The 18621-nt window shown below is 48.1% G+C and carries 16 protein-coding genes; 6 read left to right on the forward strand and 10 right to left on the reverse strand.

Annotation, left to right across the window (positions count from 1 at the left end):
• Positions 1 to 30 precede the first annotated feature (30 nt).
• Together Pan54_RS25860 and alaS are read right to left on the reverse strand one after the other, a co-directional pair.
• Positions 31 to 240: a hypothetical protein gene (locus tag Pan54_RS25860; protein ID WP_165441758.1), complete on the reverse strand. Its 210-nt coding sequence runs from the start codon at positions 238 to 240 to the stop codon at positions 31 to 33.
• Positions 241 to 532: 292 nt separating this feature from the next.
• Complete coding sequence (alaS, locus tag Pan54_RS12785) at positions 533 to 3145, reverse strand: alanine--tRNA ligase (protein ID WP_146503854.1); 2613 nt, start codon at positions 3143 to 3145, stop codon at positions 533 to 535.
• 267 nt (positions 3146 to 3412) lie between these two features.
• On the opposite strand from alaS, the gene Pan54_RS12790 reads away from it, so the two are divergent.
• Together Pan54_RS12790 and Pan54_RS25865 are read left to right on the forward strand one after the other, a co-directional pair.
• Positions 3413 to 4642 (forward strand): outer membrane protein assembly factor BamB family protein, encoded by a 1230-nt coding sequence (locus Pan54_RS12790; RefSeq protein ID WP_146503855.1) that lies wholly within the window; start codon positions 3413 to 3415, stop codon positions 4640 to 4642.
• 260 nt (positions 4643 to 4902) lie between these two features.
• Positions 4903 to 5076, forward strand: coding sequence for a hypothetical protein (locus Pan54_RS25865; RefSeq protein ID WP_165441759.1), 174 nt, complete (start codon positions 4903 to 4905; stop codon positions 5074 to 5076).
• A gap of 423 nt (positions 5077 to 5499) precedes the next feature.
• Here the strand turns inward: Pan54_RS25865 and pheS are convergent, their stop codons facing one another.
• From pheS to infC, 4 genes are all read right to left on the reverse strand, one after another.
• Positions 5500 to 6501: a phenylalanine--tRNA ligase subunit alpha gene (gene pheS / locus Pan54_RS12795; RefSeq protein ID WP_146503856.1), complete on the reverse strand. Its 1002-nt coding sequence runs from the start codon at positions 6499 to 6501 to the stop codon at positions 5500 to 5502.
• Between the two features lie 355 nt (positions 6502 to 6856).
• Positions 6857 to 7207 carry a 50S ribosomal protein L20 gene (rplT, locus tag Pan54_RS12800; protein WP_146503857.1) on the reverse strand — a complete coding sequence of 117 codons (351 nt, stop codon included), beginning with the start codon at positions 7205 to 7207 and terminating at the stop codon, positions 6857 to 6859.
• Between the two features lie 132 nt (positions 7208 to 7339).
• Positions 7340 to 7540: a 50S ribosomal protein L35 gene (gene rpmI / locus Pan54_RS12805; protein WP_146503858.1), complete on the reverse strand. Its 201-nt coding sequence runs from the start codon at positions 7538 to 7540 to the stop codon at positions 7340 to 7342.
• Between the two features lie 239 nt (positions 7541 to 7779).
• Positions 7780 to 8334 carry a translation initiation factor IF-3 gene (gene infC, locus Pan54_RS12810; RefSeq protein ID WP_242631304.1) on the reverse strand — a complete coding sequence of 185 codons (555 nt, stop codon included), beginning with the start codon at positions 8332 to 8334 and terminating at the stop codon, positions 7780 to 7782.
• 419 nt (positions 8335 to 8753) lie between these two features.
• Here infC and Pan54_RS12815 point away from each other — a divergent pair, with 419 nt between their 5' ends.
• Positions 8754 to 11348 (forward strand): tetratricopeptide repeat protein, encoded by a 2595-nt coding sequence (locus Pan54_RS12815; RefSeq protein ID WP_146503859.1) that lies wholly within the window; start codon positions 8754 to 8756, stop codon positions 11346 to 11348.
• A gap of 256 nt (positions 11349 to 11604) precedes the next feature.
• Positions 11605 to 12114 (forward strand): hypothetical protein, encoded by a 510-nt coding sequence (locus tag Pan54_RS12820; protein ID WP_146503860.1) that lies wholly within the window; start codon positions 11605 to 11607, stop codon positions 12112 to 12114.
• 6 nt (positions 12115 to 12120) lie between these two features.
• Here the strand turns inward: Pan54_RS12820 and Pan54_RS12825 are convergent, their stop codons facing one another.
• Positions 12121 to 13551, reverse strand: a complete 1431-nt coding sequence (locus Pan54_RS12825; protein WP_207310259.1) for a sulfatase — start codon at positions 13549 to 13551, stop codon at positions 12121 to 12123.
• Positions 13552 to 13676: 125 nt separating this feature from the next.
• Positions 13677 to 14288: a riboflavin synthase gene (locus Pan54_RS12830; protein ID WP_146506419.1), complete on the reverse strand. Its 612-nt coding sequence runs from the start codon at positions 14286 to 14288 to the stop codon at positions 13677 to 13679.
• A gap of 111 nt (positions 14289 to 14399) precedes the next feature.
• Here Pan54_RS12830 and Pan54_RS12835 point away from each other — a divergent pair, with 111 nt between their 5' ends.
• Both Pan54_RS12835 and Pan54_RS12840 read left to right on the forward strand, forming a co-directional pair.
• Positions 14400 to 14885 carry a hypothetical protein gene (locus tag Pan54_RS12835; protein ID WP_146503862.1) on the forward strand — a complete coding sequence of 162 codons (486 nt, stop codon included), beginning with the start codon at positions 14400 to 14402 and terminating at the stop codon, positions 14883 to 14885.
• Positions 14886 to 14890: 5 nt separating this feature from the next.
• Positions 14891 to 15268 carry a hypothetical protein gene (locus Pan54_RS12840; RefSeq protein WP_146503863.1) on the forward strand — a complete coding sequence of 126 codons (378 nt, stop codon included), beginning with the start codon at positions 14891 to 14893 and terminating at the stop codon, positions 15266 to 15268.
• Positions 15269 to 15314: 46 nt separating this feature from the next.
• Here the strand turns inward: Pan54_RS12840 and glgX are convergent, their stop codons facing one another.
• Together glgX and Pan54_RS12850 are read right to left on the reverse strand one after the other, a co-directional pair.
• Entirely contained in the window at positions 15315 to 17810 is a 2496-nt protein-coding gene (gene glgX, locus Pan54_RS12845; RefSeq protein WP_207310133.1) for a glycogen debranching protein GlgX, read from the reverse strand.
• A 345-nt stretch (positions 17811 to 18155) separates the two neighbouring features.
• Positions 18156 to 18407, reverse strand: coding sequence for a hypothetical protein (locus Pan54_RS12850; protein WP_146503865.1), 252 nt, complete (start codon positions 18405 to 18407; stop codon positions 18156 to 18158).
• Between the last annotated feature and the right edge of the window lie 214 nt (positions 18408 to 18621).

Below are 18621 nucleotides of genomic sequence, written 5' to 3' on the forward strand. Positions count from 1 at the left end.
TGTGAAATTAAGCAAAAACAGCCTGACGGATTAGACGCTTATGTCTGGGTTCGTCTCAAAACCTGGTTGCGACTGGTCCTCTGCCTCAGAATTCTCTTGAGCCTGACGGATTAAATTTTGATACGTCTCTTCATCAGTCAGGCAATAGACGCCGCTTTGTGTCATTTTGAGAATCTTTAATCGTTTATTTCCCCGAAGTGCACGCGCGACATGCGGCAACGGCTGTGCCTTGATGATCATAAACCGCCCTTACCTGAGCCCCGTCTACTACTTACTCCCATTCGTCAGGAGATAATACAGACAGAAACTCAGAAGCAAAGCCGGTCGTTCTATAGAGGCCAATTATTAACAGCTTCTCCATGAACTTCACCAAACCTTCACGGAACCGCCATTTGAACACTGAATTTTCGCAAGCAATGTGAAGGGTGACGGGGGCGCACTGTGTTAACAGCAGCCCCCAGACGTTTGACTTTCGGGGGCTTCTCTACAAGAGCGCCCCCGCCACCCGTTACGATAAATCGTTCTAACTTCATTACTTCTGAAGTTGCTCACGATAATACTGCAAGCCAGCTTCGAGGGCCTTGGAGATTCCAGCCGGGTCTTTGCCACCTGCTTCAGCCAGATCAGGGCGCCCCCCTCCACCACCCTTCACCAGTTTGGCGGCTGTTTTCACGCAGTTTGACGCATTGATCCCCTGCTTCGTCAATTCAGAAGTCACGCCAGCCAGCAGGGCGACTCGTCCATCGATTTCGGTAGCTAGAATGACGACGGCTTTTGTTTTCTTTCGCAGACGATCGGCATAATCCCGCAGCACATCCTTATCGACATTGTCGAGTTGATGAGCGATCAGGGAAACATCGCCAATCTTTTCTGCCTTCGCGAGCAGATCGTTTACGTCATCGCCAATGGACTGCCGCATTTGATCCGAGAGTTTTCGTTTGGCATCTTTCAGATCGTTCTGCAACTGCTGAATTTTCCGGACGACTTCCTCCGTCGAGCCGACTTTCAATTCAGTCATCACTTCCTTCAACACGGCTTCCTTGGCACGCACTTCCGAAATTGCCTTTTCACCCGTATAGGCCACAAGACGTCGTACCCCTTTAGCGACCGGTTCTTCGGCAATCACTTTGAACATTCCCACCTGCCCAGTGTTGGTGAGATGGATCCCGCCGCAAAGTTCTTTGCTGAAATCACCCATGGAAACCACGCGAACGAAATCCGGATACTTCTCTCCAAACAATGCCATCGCTCCGGCTTCACGGGCTTCGGCGATCGGCAGCATTTTTGTGGAGACGTCTGCCCCTTCGGATATATGCGTGTTGACGATGTCTTCAATCACTGTCAGTTCTTCAGCAGCGAGTGGTCGCTTATGAGCAAAGTCGAAGCGGAGTTCATCCTGTTGAACTTTCGATCCCCGCTGGGTCGCTCCTTCGCCTAACGTCGATCGCAATGCATGGTGCATAATGTGCGTGGCCGAGTGAGCCCGGCTGATGCCGTCTCGGCGATTAGTATCGACATTCGCCGCCAATTCCTGACCGATCCCGATTTTGCCTTTTTTCAGATGGCCAATGTGCAACCAGAGCTCGCCATCTTTTTGTGTATCCTGTACGTCAAATTCGATGCCCTCTGCGGTCAGTGAGCCGACATCTCCCACCTGCCCGCCGGACTCGGCATAAAAAGGGGTGCGATCCAGCACGATGGCCACGAGATCTTTGTGTCCAACTTCATCCAGTTCATCAACCAACTGCTTTTCAGCAATGATTCCGACCACGTTCGCAGTTGCTTCGGTGGAGTCGTATCCCAGGAATTCGGTATTGCCAGAAGTTTTGCGAATGGCATCCAGTGGACCTTCTGCCATGACGGATTTCTGCTTTCCAGCATTGGAAATGATGCCATGCTCTTCCATCAGCGTTTCAAAACCAGAACGATCAACCTTCAGGTTATGCTTGGCAGCCAGGGCTTCGGTCAATTCATACAGGAAGCCATCAGTGGTATGCAGATGAAACGCTTCTTCTCCCGGAATGACACCCGAGGATTTGGCATTATCGAGACATTTATTGAAGCGATTCAAGCCACGTTCAATCGTATCGAGGAAGGCAGACTCTTCTTCGCGAATCGCTTCCTGAACCGATTGAGTCGTCTCTTTCAATTCGGGATAAGGCTTACTGAGCATCTCGACGACTTTCGGAACGAGTGTATGCAGCACCGGTTCCTGCTTCCCGATCAGGTAAGACTCCAGCACGGCTCGTCTCAGCAACTGACGCACGACGTAGCCCTGCTCTTTGTTATCTGGCAGAACATTCTCGTGCACGCACATCGTGACGGCTCGAACGTGATCGGCAATTCGTCGCATCGCCCTTCCATGTTCGCCAGCGTAGGTGTACTTGGAGCCAAGCACTTCACCGACAGTTTCACAGAGTGGTTTGAGCGTGTCGATTTCGAAATTGCTTTCGACACCCTGCAATGTCGAAGCCGTTCGTTCGAGTCCCATGCCGGTATCGATATTTTTCATCGGCAAAGGTCGCAGGTTGTCTGGCGGAGAGCCGACTCGATTGAATTGTGTGAAAACTAGATTCCAGATTTCCACGCATTTTCCGCCGCCCGGCGGGTGATAATAGATTTCGCTACAGGGTCCGCAGACACCATCCGGTCCATCGGTCGGAGCCCCGGCTGGCCAAAAGTTTTCATATTCGTCTTCGCGGGAAATTTGTTTCGGATCGAGCCCAATCTCTTTTTCCCAGATATTGAAGGCTTCATCGTCATCGAGATAAACGGTGACGGTCAGGCGATCGGGATCGAGTCCCAGCCATTTTTTGGTCGTGAGAAATTCCCAGGCCCAGTGAATCGCTTCCTTTTTGAAGTAATCCCCGAACGAAAAGTTTCCGAGCATTTCGAAAAACGTGTGATGATATGCCGTCACGCCAACATTGCTGATATCCCCCGTTCGCAGACACTTCTGGCAAGTCGTCGCTTTGCTGAATTCCAGCTGCCCGATACCCAGAAACTGATTCTTGAACTGATTCATCCCGGCTGGAGTGAACAGTACGGTCGGATCATTTGGCACGAGAACATCGCTCGGGCGGCGAACACAGCCTTTTTCGGAAAAGAAATCGAGATAGGCATCGCGTAAGTCGTCAGTCTTCATAGTTTACTTTACTGTCGAACCGGGTCACCGGTGCAATGGGTTGGCGGAATCTACTTTTACAGTTATCAGATTTTATCAGGATTCAACCAAGATTATGATGATCCTCGTTCACAGGTTCAAGCGCTGCAGAGTTATTGCCTTTAACCTGATCATTTACTCAAGATGCTTCCGAAGCTGAATCCATTCGCTGGTTGTCACATTCAGGTTTTGTTATCTTTGTAGACATTAATCGGTTAATTTTCGCCTTTTGGATCCCGGGAGTTCAGCATGCTTCGTTTTTCAGTACTTGCAGTGTGCTCGTTATGTCTGGCACTGACTTCGTTATCTAGTGCATCTGCTGAAAACTGGCCTCGGTTTCGCGGGAATAATGGTCAGGGAATTTCTCCGGAAACCGGTTTTCCAGTCACCTGGACCGAAGACGATTACGCCTGGGTGATTGACTTGCCCGGTCTGTCTCACTCTTCACCTGTTGTCTGGGATGACTCTCTGTATGTGACAACGGGTCTCAACGATGGTTCCGTTCGTCGTCTGCTTTGCCTGGATGCAGTGACCGGAAAAGAAAAATGGCAACGGGATTTGACGCTTAATGATGTGCATCTCCACAACAAAAACAGCTTTGCCTCAGGCTCCCCAGCCACAAATGGTTCACATGTTGTGGCTGCCTTTGCCGATGAAGGCCAGTTTATTATCGCCTGCTGGACGAAGGATGGTCAGGAACTGTGGCGGAATGATCTGGGTGAATTCATCAGCGAACATGGCCCTTCCTGCTCGCCGATCATCCACAAAAATCTGGTCATTGTTCCCAAAGACATGAAAGGCCCGAGTAGCGTCACAGCTTACGATTTGACGTCTGGCAAGCAGGTCTGGCAGACAGAACGGGAATTCAACCGCACATCGTACGCAACACCCATTGTTCGGACACGCAAAGATGGCATCGAAGAGGTGATTTGCGTGAGTGGCATCATGGGAATTTCCGCTATGAATGTGAATACGGGAGAACTGCTCTGGAGAGCCGAACGTTTTCCCGAACGAACTGTCGGCTCACCATTCCTGACGGACAATCTAGTCATTTCCGTGAGCGGAGGTGGTGGAAAAGGGAAAAATCTGTATGCGGTTGAATTGGATCAGACTGGTCAGGTCACACCCAAATTCACATTAACCCGGACAATCCCTTATGTGCCGACTCCTGTCTATAAAGATGGACTAATCTATATGATTCTCGATGTCGGTGTCGCTTCTTGCCTGGATGCCACAACCGGGGAAGAAATCTGGACAGAGCGAATTGGCGGAAACTTCAGTGGTTCGCCGATCTGGCTGGAAAATAAGCTGTATGTCATCGACGAAGCAGGCACTGTTGTCGTTCTGGCCGCTGGCCGTGAGTTTCAGGAACTTGGCCGCGTTCCTTTAAATGACCTTTCTTATGCAACACCGGTTGTCGCCAACGGGCGGATGTATCTAAAAACCGCTACAAAATTGTATTGTCTTCCCAAAAAATAGTTTCGAACTGATGGATGTCTTGATAAACTGTACACCCAGAATTCACGATATTTTCGTCGAAGACACTCTCTATATTCATTCTTCATGATTGGGCTTGGATTTTACCAACTCAATTGTTCTGCAACTTTTCGCCATATTTTATTCTTATCATCCTGCTCTTAACGCAGTTGGCGTGAACTTGTGTCAATTACTGGTATCCAATTTGCTCAAAAACTTTTCTATTCATATTTTTTGCTACTATTTTTCAAGGAACTGATGCCATGCCAGCTTGGCCAGGTGGAGCTTGTCCGGACTGTGGGGATCACATGCCCGCAAATTTAATCACATGCCAGACGTGCCGTGCTCTTTTGAATTCGGAATTGAAAGTCACTTTTGTCGATATTCCTGAATTTATTCCCTTGCAGGAAGTCACCATAGACGAAAAAAAAAAGTAGTTCTTCCGCCATCGAACAAGCCCCAGCCAACAACTCCAGCAAAATCTTCCTGATTCGTGCCAAGGGGATTTACCTGAGTTGTCCGAAATGTCAGCAGGAACTTAAGATCCCGGTGAATTTTTTGAATTCCAGCGTGAAGTGCAATCGCTGTGATGCGGGTTTTATCTGCAGGATTGAGGAATCAATGAGCAACCTGCAGGGAGTGTATGTCGACTGCCCACATTGCACAAAAAGAATTCGCGCTAATCGCGAAATGGCAAATCAGAATGTATTATGCTACCATTGCTCAGGCGGGTTGCATATCACGCTGGAAGCTTGATTTGATGATGATAGTTTTTTTACAAGCACGAAGCGCAAGCGAGTGTGTTCAAATGCAGACTTAACATACTCGCTTGCGCTTCGTGCTTGTGCATTAATCTCATCTCAGAATTGTGAGAGAAATCGCAGGTCGTTCTCATAAAGCAGGCGAATATCTTTAACGCCATAACGCTTCATGCAGAGGCGTTCGATGCCCAGTCCGAAGGCAAAACCGCTCACTTCTTCGGGATCGTAGCCGACCGCTTTCAATACATTTGGATCGACCATCCCTGCCCCGCCAACTTCCATCCAACTCTCTCCCCACTGAATGTCGACTTCGACAGAAGGTTCAGTGAATGGGAAAAACGACGGACGGAAACGAATCGCGATGTCATCCCCCAGGTATTGAGTCGCAATCATTTTGAGTGTTGTTTTCAGGTTGCTCATCGTGACATGCTTGTCGATGTACAAGCCTTCCATCTGATGGAACATGCAGGAGTGAGTCGCATCAATGGTATCGGGCCGATAAACCCGCCCCGTAGAAACGATGCGAACGGGAGGAGGAACCTGTTCCATGACTCGAATCTGGACAGTGGAAGTCTGACTTCGCAGCAGCCAGGGACCACCAGCCCCCTCCTGAGCGACCGAAAGGTAGAAATTATCGAGCGGATCGCGTGCGGGATGGTCATCCGGGATGTTAAGAGCAACAAAGTTGTGATAGTCATCTTCAACTTCTGGGCCATCAGCGACATCGAAACCGAGGCGACCCGCGATTTCCTTGAACTCGCTGATCGTTTTCGAAATCGGATGCCGTTTCCCGAGTGGGGATGCAATGCCGGGGAGAGTCACGTCCAATCCAGCGGCTTGCTTGACGGGCTTAGCCAGTTCGTCTTTGCGGGAATTCAAAGAAGCTTCAACCGCATTTTTGGCCGCATTGAAGCGTTTCCCAAGTTCAGGGCGTTCTTCCGGCTTAGCTGTCGATAGTTGAGTCTGAATCTCTTTCAGACGTCCTTTTTTCTTGCCGAGAAAGCGAATTCGTGCCTCTTCGATGTCCGACAATTCGCCACACTGACTGATGACCTGCAAAGCTTCGTTTTGATAATCATCCAGGACTTGGAGCAAATTCATCGAATGGGATCTTCGCTATAAGGCTTGTGATTTTGACTGATTTTATAGTACTTCATTAATTTTTGTGGTTGACAGTATTTTTCAGGTTTAGCCCCGAAAGATTCTTTCGGAGCGGCGTAGCTGCAAGAAGCCTATGGGAAATTTCCACTATCAAACTGAAAACCTCTTGTGGACTTCGTTCACTCAGATAGCAGGGCTATCTGGGCTCCCCTTACCCGATGTATAATACCCATAAAAATCCTGAAGCGTCGTAGAAAATTCTACGAAAAAAGGCGGCTGAGAATCTCATCCGCCTCTTATTCTTATCTCAGGGCCGCTGAAACACGAACTCATGCGTATTTCAAATATCGCCTGATTACAGGCTGGCCTTGACAACATTGAATACTTCCGCGAATACCGCTGGCTCGTGGAATGCCAATTCGCTCAGTGATTTACGATTCAAAGTCAGGCCAGATTTAGTCAATCCGTTAATAAATTCGGAATACCGCAGGCCGTGTTCACGACAAGCCGCATTCAGACGAATAATCCATAAACGACGCATTTCGCGTTTACGCACACGGCGATCGCGGTAGGCGTAAGCACGGGACCGCAAGATAGTTTCACGGATGGTACGATTGAGGTTCTTACGTCCACCAAAATTGCCTTTGGCTTCACGCAACAACCGTCTTTTTGATCTCAAACGAGCTTTGCCACTTCTGACTTTCATTTTGACTCTCTGCCGCTTTGTTCAAATTCTGTAAATGTTCAAATTCTGAGGATTTCCGCAAGTGTTCCAATCTAATCAACCCGTAGGACAGACTTCCCGCCTGTCTCCATAATCAGACCAGATGCGTTCAACTCAGAGACCTGGACGCAAGGCGTCCGCAATTTTCTTGGCAACTGTCCCTGTGATCACACCATCGCCCCGCAAGGCTTGTTTACGATCGGCAGACTTCTTGCTCATGATGTGACCGCGATTCGCTTTGCGATGCTTCGCTTTACCAGTTGCGGTAATTTTGAACCGCTTCTGCATTCCCTTGTGTGTTTTTTGCTTTGGCACAGTATCACCAGTTAGAATTGTGTGTGACCCGCGAACGGGATAATTAAACAGACATAACATCAACAGGCTTAACCACTTGTGGAACCTACCTGCACAGTCATCGCACTCGAATTGAGAACAAGTCGAGCATTATAACGATCCTCAAGACTGTTCGGTAGTCAAACCGACCAGCGTTGAAAAACTTTTCTTCCAGAGATCTCAGACTGGTGACCCCACACAGCCCAAAATAACAATGAAATTTATCTTGGAGTCAGAATTGCGGTCATACTTCGTCCACCGTCCATACCTGGCATTTTTTCCAGTTTGGCGATGTCATCAAGTGACTTGGCAATACTTTCCAAAATGTCCCGTCCCCGTTCGTGGTGAGCATTTTCACGCCCCTTGAACATGACGGTCAATTTGACTTTATCGTGATGAAGCAGGAAATCTCGAGCCTTCTTCATCTTGAAATCGATATCGTGCTCCCCGATTTTGGGTCGCAATCGAATTTCCTTGAGTTGAGTCTGATGCTGCTTGGTGTTTTTGCTCAACTTTTTCTTTTGTTCATACTTGAATTTGCCGTAATCCATGATACGGCAAACGGGTGGCTTTTCGTTTGGAGCCACTTCCACAAGATCCAGACCATTTTCAGTTGCAACAGTCTGAGCCTCGCTCGTTTCAATAACACCCAGCATTTCGCCATCAAAATTCACAACTCGAATTGGTGTGATCCTGATCTGATCATTCACCCGATGCGTCGTCTCGATTTTCTGCTCCTTATATCGCAGGAATTTTCCGCGGGTTTTGAGTGCCAAGCCGAAAATTCAACTTACATTCACACTCAATCCCAGGCAGGGTCTTCATGGTGGTGCCTAATGACGGCAACGCACTCCATTGTCGTGCTTTACCAAACACACCACCTTATAATTAAACATTAACGAACTATTCGTTAGTGTTTACTCTATCGTATTACATCGACAGAGCACCCCCAATTATTATTGACAATAACAAGTTTTTTTTAACGCGGACAGGTTTCTGAGTCAAGAAATTCTGGCAGAAAACAAATAATCCGTGTTCAATTCGTCAATAAATAGCTCACTGATCTGGGGAATTGCTCACAACTCGAGCCGTCCTCTATTGGTAAAATGCGTAAAACGTGTTAAAAAAACGCTTGGCTGATTGTCAATTCGAACGGAAAATCGAATCAGTCTTTATATTGCGGAATTCAGACAAAATGCAACGATCAGCCCATGTTGATCGCATCAGAGGAGTGAATACGATGCGGATGCAAACTCAATTCTCTCAGCCACCACAAAAATGTCAGACTGGAAAACCATACTATCGGAATAAAATCTGCTTCGGAATCTGTCTGACAATTGTCTTTGGGGGTTTCTCCTTTTCTCTCCCGGCATCGAGTTTTGCAGATGAACCGGCAGCAGAAACCTCTGATCCAGGAGTTGATTCAACGCCGCCCGAAGCATTGCAACAACTCATCGAAATGCTGAGTCAACCTGGCGATGATGTTTACGAATACCGACTTCCCGAATCGGCGACCGATGAAGAAGTCAATAAACGACGAAAAGCAGCCGCTTATTACATGACGGGGCGGACCTTCGAGCACACCAATAAATTTGTTGAAGCCTACGAAGCGTATACCAAAGCGATTGAAATCGATAACAAATCGATCGCGTTGTACAAGGCGATTATCCCTCTCGCATTTCGGCTCGACAAACTGACTGAAGCCATTCAATACGCTCAGAAAGCAGTAGAGTTAGATGCCAATAATTTTGAACTGCTTAGTCAATTAGGCATCTATGCACTCCGACAAAGCGACATTCCTGGCTCAATTCGTTACTTCGAAAAAGCAATCGAAAGTTCGACGGTCGATAAACAAGGTGGTCCCTACATTTCGATCATGAGTCAACTCGGACGACTCTACCTTTCGATCAACAAAACGGAAGAAGCGGCCAATGCGTACGCGATTGTGTTCAAGGCGATCACCCACCCCGATGATTATTCGCTCGATTTCCGCACACAACGCGCCCTCGAAACCATGCAGGGAGATAAGTCTCAAACGTTCGAAACTTTTGGAGAACTGTTCCTGCTGACCGATCAACTCGATATCGCCGAGCAGGCCTTTGAGTTAGCTGCAGAAGCGACTCGAAAAGACCCCGAAGTTTTAAATTATCAGATGGCACGCGTCCTTTCCCGCAAAGAAAAGCCTGCAGAAGCCCTGGAAAAACTGAATACCTACTTTGCAGCTAAACTGCAAAGCAAAGGCAAAGGCCCCTATCTCCTCCTGACAGAACTCCTGATTGCCAACGATCAGGAATCAGAAATCATTCCGCAACTTGAGGAACTGCTCGAACAGGATCCGAAAAATGAAACTCTGCGGCTATTCCTTGGCGAACAGTACATTGCCAACAAACGTTATGACGATGCTGAGAAGATATTTGAAGCATTGAAAGATTCGAAAAATCAGGCTGATATTCAACTGGGCCTGTTGCAGATTTATCGTCAGCAGGAAGATGCTCAGAAAACATTGACCGCACTAGCTCAGGCAATGATGAATGGCGCCAAAGCTGATCGTCTCGAAGCGGAACTCGATTTGATCAAACAGAATGAAAAACTGGCCAACGCCATGGTCAATATTGGCATTCAGGAAAAACAACCCGAAGATGCTCGTGAAGCCTTCACACAAACCTATCTGCTGGCCAAACTGGCGATGCAGCAGGAACAGGTCGACAAAGTGATTCTTTTCTACCGCAGGGCATTGGCTCTTCGAGACGAGCGTCAGGTGCAGGTTACACTGTATGCCGAGTTGATCGACTACCTGAATAATCTCGAAGAATATGATCCATTGACAGAAATCCTGCAGGAAGCGATTGACTCCCCAACATTATCCAATCAAAAGCAGGCCTTTCAACTACAGTTGATTCAGGTTTACGTTGCGAATGAACAGAATGATAAGGCCCTCAAACTGATTGCTGATGTTCGAGAAACTGATCCCGATAATCTGCTGTGGACTTACCAGGAAGGTCGTGTCCATTACCTGAGCGAGAACTGGGAAGAAGCCGTCAAAATCTTCGTTCCTCTGCTCGAAAAAGCAGAGGAACAAAAACTGCCACAGATCGCGCGAGAAGCTCGGTACAACTCTTCTCGCTGCCTGGCATTTCTGGGACTTCCCGAAGAAGCGATCACATTAATCGACAAAGCGATCCAGGAAGAACCGAATGAATTACTGTGGCGATTCCAAAAGGGTTGGATCCATTATTACACCCACAACTGGGCCGCTGCGATTAAATCATTCGAGGAATTACTGGCCCTGGAATCAAAAAACCCGAACGATACCATCATCAGACAGGCGAAATTTTCTCTTTCTGCTGCTTACGCCCAAAACGATGAGTTCGACAAAGCCGAGGAAATTCTCGAAGTCTTTTATGAAAAGAATCCAGACGATACCTCCGTCTGCAACGACCTTGGATACCTGTACGCCGATCGCGGTAAGAAACTCGATCAGGCTTACGAGATGATTAAAAAGGCGATGGAAGCCGAGCCGGAAAATCATGCTTACCTCGACAGCATGGGCTGGATTCTGTATCGCATGAAGAAATATGATGAGGCAATCACCTATCTGGAAAAAGCCGTTGAAGGCTCCGAAGAAGGCGATACGGTTTTGTGGGACCACTTAGGCGATTGCTATCAGGCGATCGATAAAACCGAGAAAGCCAAAGAAGCCTGGAGTAATGCCCTCAAGCAGGAACAAGCCGCCAAATATCCTGATGAGGATATGATTACCAAGTTGAAAGAAAAACTTGGTATGGAGTAATTGAGTCGCTGTATGCTAACCGTGTGACAATCGATTTCTTCAACAATATTGGCCCATCTGGTCGATGATGAGATGATCTTGCTGTGAAGCGGCTCCTTCACTTTGGGGAGCGGTTGGCGGCCGAAGGCCGGATAAGGGGATCACTTCGACGCTCTTCATACAATTAACGTCGATTCCCTCACCCTAACCCTCTCCAAGAGGGAGAGGGAACAATCATCTTCCATTTGATTTACAATAATTCTTCAAGGAAGAGTCAATGAAATATTCGATGATCGTGCTTGTGTTATTCGGAACCAGTGTTGCACAAGCCGAGGAAGGAATCGCCCTGATTTCTGCGGGAGGTGAATCATTCGAGAAATGTTTCGTGGATTCGACCTTGTATCGAGATCAACTCACTTTGACCGAGGAGGCAGTATCTCAGGAGCAATCCGTTCAAAAGACTTTCTTTGAACTGGAAAGCTCTCCACACATATACTTCAACCAGAGCCATCCCAGCTGGCCACTTTTGGAGAGTGTGCGATCCTCTGAAGTATTACCTACAAAGGAATCTGCGAAGGATCTGCCTAAGAGGTCAGTTCTCTTGTCTCAAGAAATGGAACTTGGCTCGATTCAGCATTTCATAAAAAACGATCAACAAGCCAAACCTGTTCCTGAGCTTGATCTCCGCAGAGCCGCGGAAGAGGGAGCGGTTTGGATTCAGGGACCCTGGGGAGCAGGTCGTTGGCAGATTGAGCGTTCATCCGAGAGGGATTTCAAACTTCCATGAGGAATGTTAGTTGAGATCATTCTCCCGAATTGACTTCAACTTCCTGGTCAACTTCTGTTGATACTTGGCGACCACGTTTGCCATGTTGGGATCATTGGCAACATTTGTGTAATGATGAGGATCTTTCTGAACATCATACAGTTCGATCCCTTTTGAGCCGTCTTCATTATAGGAGAGGAACGCCCAGTTGTTGTCTCGAAGCAGGAAGCCCTTACGCATCGGTGCAACACAGAAGGCCTCTTCTCGAACTTCAAGACTGGGGTCATCTAACAGGGGAGAAATGTCTTTTCCCTGAATCCTATTGGGAATATTAAAGCCGCATAGTTGAGCCGTGGTTGGGAACAGGTCGATCAATTCAACCAGTGAGTCACAAACAGCAGGCTGCTTTCCGGGAACGCTGATAATCAACGGAACCTGGGAAGATTCATCGTGCAGGCTGACTTTGGCCCAGAAGTCGTGTTCGCCCAGATGATAGCCGTGATCGCTCGTGAAGATCACAATCGTATTGTCTGCCTGGCCCGATTTTTCCAGAGCATCCAGAACCTTGCCGACCTGAGCATCCATGTAAGAGACGGCTGCATAATAGCCTCCCACGGCTTTCTTCTGCCGACGAAGATCCATCTTCATATTCTTGCTGGTTTTGTAGTTGATGCCTGGCACGGGAATGTCGTCCCAGTCACCGGGAATCTTGGGGGGCAGCTCATTGTTATCGTAGGGGAGAAAAGGCTCGAAATAATTCTTGGGAGCAACAAAGGGGACGTGCGGACGAACAAACCCGACTGCCAGGAAGAAAGGTTTGTCAGCATGCTGCTCGATCAATTCGACCGCCTTGGCAGCGGTCTTGCCATCAGAATGGACGAGGTCATCGCCCTCGGCTTCGACCACAACAAACGTGTTTCCACCAACAACAGGCTTCTTGCCATCGGGATTTCCTTCGAGCGTTTCGCCCTTCCCTTCCGCTTTCCATTCAGGACCGGGGCTATTGAACCGCTCTGTCCAGGAGGCTTCATCGTCTGCGCCATTATAATTATTGTGATCGCGACCATCTCCACCATATTCGATTCCGCCCGGAACGCCCATGTGATAAATCTTGCTGACGCGAGCCGAATAGTAACCTGCGTTCTTAAACATCTGCGGCCACGTCTCCCGATCCCCAATCGCAGGTCGCGGGCTGTTATAGCCGAGAACTCCCGTCGCGTGGGGATAGTAACCCGTCAAGAATGATGCTCGCGAAGGACCGCAATAGGTTGCGTTGCAATAGGAATTGGTAAAGCGGGTGCCGCGTGCAGCCAGACGATCGATGTTTGGTGTCTGGCAATACTTATTGCCATAGCAGGATAGTGCTGTCGCAGTGAGGTCATCGGAGATAATGAACAAGACGTTCATCCGAGAATTCTCCGAGTTCCTGCGTGGCTCAGCCGAGGTTGAACTGAACATTATTCCCACGAGGAGTAATGCAAAACTGCATACTTTAAAACTTAATCGCATGGCTATTCCTGACTTGATGAAGTGATACCTTCATTTGAATCAGACCAGCCAGACAATGCAAGGAGCAACACGCTTCAGGAATTGGTGGCCAGCATTTTTGCGACATACTTACCCAGAATATCCGTCTCAATATTCACTGCATCTCCCACATCGCGAATGCCCAATGTGGTGACGGAAAGCGTATGCGGAATCAGTGCGACACTGAAACGATCAGCTTCGGCATCGACGACTGTCAGACTGATACCATCAACCGTCACCGAACCTTTTTCCACCATCCCACGGGCTAGTTCAGTTGAAACCTGAAACCACATTTTGATCCAGTCGCCATCACGATCAATCTCCGCGACCTGCCCTAGCCCATCGACATGCCCCTGCACAAAATGGCCCCCGAGTCGACCATGAGCAGGCAACGCCCGTTCCAGATTCACAGGTGAACCAATTGCAAGAGCCCCCAAATTTGTGCGACTGAGAGTTTCACTCCCCGCCTGAAATGACCAGCAATCGCCCTCCATTCCCACAATCGTCAGGCAACAACCATTAATCGCGACGCTATCGCCAATGTCCGCGGCCCCGTGGGTCGTTTCCTGCAGCATTTCCTGAGGAATGGTCACAACTACCAGCAACCCACTGGCTTCCTGCTCCAGTTGTTTGATTGAGCCGAGGCCTTCGATTAATCCCGTAAACATCTTCAAATCCTTATTTGTCAAATCGTGTTGAATTGACATTTCTCAAATCGTTAACCACGATAGTGTCACTGCGTACAGACAACTTTGATTTTTAAGAAAAACCAGTATAAAATGCCTACTGATCCCTTCTTAAATGATTTTGGGCGAGATCTACTGACCAGTATTGGTGGGATTGGATTCATTCTCACTGCAATTGGTGTCTGGCTTGCCTGGATTCAGATTAAGAAAACCAATTCTGCGACACAAGCGGCAATTGAAGCACTTAATCATAGTCGATTTGAGTACAATCGATATATTATCAATGAATGTTCCAGATTGTTGTCGGAAGGTCGTGTCCATTCCATTAACGTTAATTGGAACATGGCTGCAGTAAGATTGTCAGATATTGCCAACCTGTTAAACCAGCTTGATGTCATGGATTCCCAATGGAGAGAACTGTCGGATAGAACACGCTCCATGGGAAAATCATTCGAAAAAATACATGCAAACAAATCTTCCATTTCCGATAATATGAAGGGAAAATGGAATAAACTTGATAGCGAATTAAGCAGCAAAATTTCCGAACATTTAAAACCATTCGGCACTAAGTTAGGGTAATCCACATGATTACAAATGATCAATTCATAAAAATGCTTGAATTGCTACTGAAAAAATCTCGGGAGAATCAAGTAAGATGGCAAAAATTTGAATCAATCAAAGAAGAATATGGTGTTAGATTCCGAGATGGATCATTCTTTCAATTAACTTTTACATCTCCCGATTCATCGCCTGATTACATTCAAGCGCAATTAATCTCAAATGGCACTACAGTTATGTCTTGCATAGTAGATGATTCTGAACCTAACTATGAATTACTTTCCCAATTGCGTGACGAAGCCTACAGATCTGTTACTAAGTGGGATTCCGCATTGGAAAACATTATGTCAGAATTAGCAGACAATGAAGTTGTTGGTGTTGAAGATGATTCAGTTCCTTTTTAATAACACTCATCAATTTTCATTGAATACAAGTCAATAGCATTTGTTGTTATTTATGAGCAGTCTTCTCGGAAACTTCACCAGCAGCCGCGTCTTTTGCTGGATCTTCCTCTTCAACGTCAAATTCATCGACTGTAGATTCGATCGCGGAAGTGGTTGGCGTCATTTCTTCGATTGGTTCTTCCACCAGATCCTCTTCCACCAGTGTCTCTTCTCCGACAGCTTCTTCAACTGGAGTGGACTCATTCACCTTTTCAGAAACAGAAACTTCCTCAAGATCCGGAGATTCCTCTGCGACCGTCTCTTCTACTGAGGGATCCGTCACGACAACTTCTTCAGGCTCTTCCGTTTTTTCAGGAAGAAACAGAGAGGTCGCCATTTCGGGTTGCATCCACTGGATGAGTCGGGCGGCTATGTTGGACGAGACGGATTTGATTCTCAGTACGACCATCGAATGAGCCGTCACGCGGTAGACCTGATTTTGTCGCATCAGTCCCGTCTTGCGGGAGATGTCGCTCGTGTCGAGCATTGGCTTCCAGAATTCGTTCGCTTCATGCTGTGGCAAAGTGAAATCGATGGAATGATCGTGGGCGTTTAGCAGCATCAGGAATGTATTGCCTGTAATCTCCCGGCCCTTCTCATCGACCTGATGAATCTGATCGCCTTCGAAGCGAACCGCCAGACACCGCACGTGCGGCTCGTGCCAGTCTTTATCGGTCATCGACTTCCCACTCGGTGTTAGCCAGGTGATATCCTGAACGTTTTCGCCGCGAATGAGTCGCCCCTGAAAGAATTTTCGTCTCTGGAAGACAGGATTCTCTTTCCAGATCTTGACCACACTCTTCACATATTTGAAATACCGTGCTTTATCCTGAGTCATCTCCCAGTCGATCCAGCTCAGATCGGTATCCTGACAATAAGCATTGTTATTGCCGCCCTGAGTTTTACCGAGTTCATCCCCCGAGCAAATCATTGGTACTCCCTGAGAGAGCAGCAATGTGGTGATGATATTTCGTTTTTGCCGCTCGCGAAGTTTGCGGACATCGGGATCGGTCGTTGGACCTTCCTCGCCACAGTTCCAACTCAGATTGTGATTATCACCATCGCGGTTATCTTCCCCGTTGGCGCTGTTGTGTTTGTCGTTGTAGCTGACCAGATCCTGCAATGTAAATCCGTCATGCGAGGTCACAAAATTGATACTCGCATAAGGGCGCCTCCCGTTGTGTTCGTAGAGGTCGCTACTACCTGTGATGCGGGTGGCGAACTCGTTCATCGTGCCGCCGTCGCCTCGCCAGAATTGACGAATGCAGTCGCGATACTTGCCGTTCCATTCGGTCCAGAGAATCGGGAAGTTGCCGACCTGATAGCCCCCTTCTCCGAGATCCCAGGGCTCTGCAATCAGTTTGACCTGAGACAAAACGGGATCCTGATGAATGATATCGAAGAACGCTCCCAGCCGATCGACTTCGTGAAGTTCCCGGGCGAGAGCGCTGCAGAGATCGAAGCGGAAACCATCGACATGCATTTCCTGCACCCAGTAGCGAAGTGAATCCATAATCAGTTGCAGCACATGCGGGGTGAGCATATTGAGCGTATTGCCGCAGCCAGTGTAGTCCATATAGAACCGCTGCTGGCGATGCACGAGGCGATAGTAGGAACTGTTATCAATCCCTCTCAGCATAATAGTCGGACCGTAATGGTTTCCCTCTGCGGTGTGGTTGTAAACAACATCGAGAATGACTTCGAGCCCGGCTTGATGGAGTTTTTTCACCATCGACTTGAACTCGTTCACACTCCCTTGTGGATCTTTCTTCGAACTGTAACTGAGTTCAGGAGCAAAGAAGCCGAGCGTGTTGTAGCCCCAGTAATTGGAGAGTCCTTTATCGACGAGATGCCGATCGTGAATTTTCTCATGGACCGGCATCAGTTCGACAGCCGTCACCCCAAGATCGAGCAGGTGTTGAATTGAGGCATTCGAAGCGAGCCCGGCATATGTTCCCCGCAGTGCTTTCGGCACGCCGGGATGCTTCATCGTGAACCCTTTGACATGCGTTTCGTAGATGAGCGTTTTGTGCCAGGGCGTTTTGAGTTGTGTATCGTTTCCCCAACGAAAACGGTTATCAACAACGACACTCAGCGGAGCCGAGCCAGCATTGTCGCGGGCATCGAAGGAGAGATCGCCCTGAGGATGTCCGACCGAGTAGCCGAACATGGCATCGGTCCAGCGAACTCCCCGTGCGATGGATTTCGCATAAGGATCGAGCAGAATCTTGTTTGCGTTGAAGCGATGTCCGTGATGGGGCTCATACGGGCCATGCACACGGTAGGCGTACAATTGTCCCGGTTTGAGTTCGGGCAGAAAGCAGTGCCAGACGAAATCGGTCTTCTCCTGCAGCGGTATTTTGGCGACTTCTTTGATGTCATCGATCGAGTCGAACAGGCAGAGTTCAACTTTGGTTGCATTTGCAGAATAGATCGCAAAATTTACCCCGGAACCATTCCAAGTGGCCCCCAGGGGATACGGATTTCCCGGCCAGACTTTCATCTCAGTCGCCTCCAATCATCGACTTAAACACTCATCGCGAACTACTGTCTCCATGTATCTTCTGTCAGATTTCACTGACAGTCAACAGGCAGAATTAATAGTGTGGAGTTTCGTCAGGATTGCGGATTGATGCAAGTTGAAGAAGGCCGAAATTACGAGCCTTCACCAGATTCCCAACACAGTATGATGCGTTGATGGGAAAATCTGCCTATCCCATGAGAAGAAAGCAAAGTAGTACAGGCATCCTGCCTGTCTGAATCACAATAGGATCCTTGATCGATACTGAAAAGAATGCCGCAAACAAGAAGATAGACAGGCTGGAAGTCTGTCCTACCCAACTAATCCTCAATTCAAAGGAACGACGCCCGGGTACTGCTGTTGAGGATAAGAGGCCTGCGGTGCAAATTGGGGATGAACCGTGCCCGGAACGACTGGAGCCGTATAGGCTCCTGATTCCTGGCTACTTCTCGTAATATTGGGCGATTGTTCATACCCCCGAGGCCGGGACATTGTCGAAGGTCCCAATTCGGTCGAAGCGAAGGGATCGAAGCGTTCAATTCGCTGTTGCTCATAATAAGGCGACCCCGATTGAACCATCGGCAGCTCGGTATTCCAGGGACGTACACAACCGCAGCTCATTGCGAGACAAAGACTTATGCCTAATTGAATACCACGATGTGATAACACGTTCTTCCCCGAGATGATGGCTGCAAAATTTAACATGGCAATTCTTATCAGAATTTCGGGAATTGGTCGAGAGGAGAATCTTTTACAATCACGAATCGCAAACGCATATGTTACTATGCGGGAA

Origin of the sequence: Rubinisphaera italica (genome assembly GCF_007859715.1) — a bacterium.
GTDB lineage: Bacteria > Planctomycetota > Planctomycetia > Planctomycetales > Planctomycetaceae > Rubinisphaera > Rubinisphaera italica.

What these genes read in the sequence shown, in the direction of transcription:
- Pan54_RS12820 (WP_146503860.1), top strand. Translation starts at nt 11,605, where the DNA reads ATGAAATATTCGATGATCGTGCTTGTGTTATTCGGAACCAGTGTTGCA.
- Pan54_RS12835 (WP_146503862.1), top strand. Translation starts at nt 14,400, where the DNA reads ATGCCTACTGATCCCTTCTTAAATGATTTTGGGCGAGATCTACTGACC.
- Pan54_RS25860 (WP_165441758.1), bottom strand. Translation starts at nt 240, where the DNA reads ATGATCATCAAGGCACAGCCGTTGCCGCATGTCGCGCGTGCACTTCGG.
- Pan54_RS25865 (WP_165441759.1), top strand. Translation starts at nt 4,903, where the DNA reads ATGCCAGCTTGGCCAGGTGGAGCTTGTCCGGACTGTGGGGATCACATG.
- Pan54_RS12840 (WP_146503863.1), top strand. Translation starts at nt 14,891, where the DNA reads ATGATTACAAATGATCAATTCATAAAAATGCTTGAATTGCTACTGAAA.
- Pan54_RS12830 (WP_146506419.1), bottom strand. Translation starts at nt 14,288, where the DNA reads ATGTTTACGGGATTAATCGAAGGCCTCGGCTCAATCAAACAACTGGAG.
- Pan54_RS12815 (WP_146503859.1), top strand. Translation starts at nt 8,754, where the DNA reads ATGCAACGATCAGCCCATGTTGATCGCATCAGAGGAGTGAATACGATG.
- glgX (WP_207310133.1), bottom strand. Translation starts at nt 17,810, where the DNA reads ATGAAAGTCTGGCCGGGAAATCCGTATCCCCTGGGGGCCACTTGGAAT.
- alaS (WP_146503854.1), bottom strand. Translation starts at nt 3,145, where the DNA reads ATGAAGACTGACGACTTACGCGATGCCTATCTCGATTTCTTTTCCGAA.
- pheS (WP_146503856.1), bottom strand. Translation starts at nt 6,501, where the DNA reads ATGAATTTGCTCCAAGTCCTGGATGATTATCAAAACGAAGCTTTGCAG.
- Pan54_RS12825 (WP_207310259.1), bottom strand. Translation starts at nt 13,551, where the DNA reads ATGTTCAGTTCAACCTCGGCTGAGCCACGCAGGAACTCGGAGAATTCT.
- Pan54_RS12790 (WP_146503855.1), top strand. Translation starts at nt 3,413, where the DNA reads ATGCTTCGTTTTTCAGTACTTGCAGTGTGCTCGTTATGTCTGGCACTG.
- Pan54_RS12850 (WP_146503865.1), bottom strand. Translation starts at nt 18,407, where the DNA reads ATGGTTCAATCGGGGTCGCCTTATTATGAGCAACAGCGAATTGAACGC.
- rplT (WP_146503857.1), bottom strand. Translation starts at nt 7,207, where the DNA reads ATGAAAGTCAGAAGTGGCAAAGCTCGTTTGAGATCAAAAAGACGGTTG.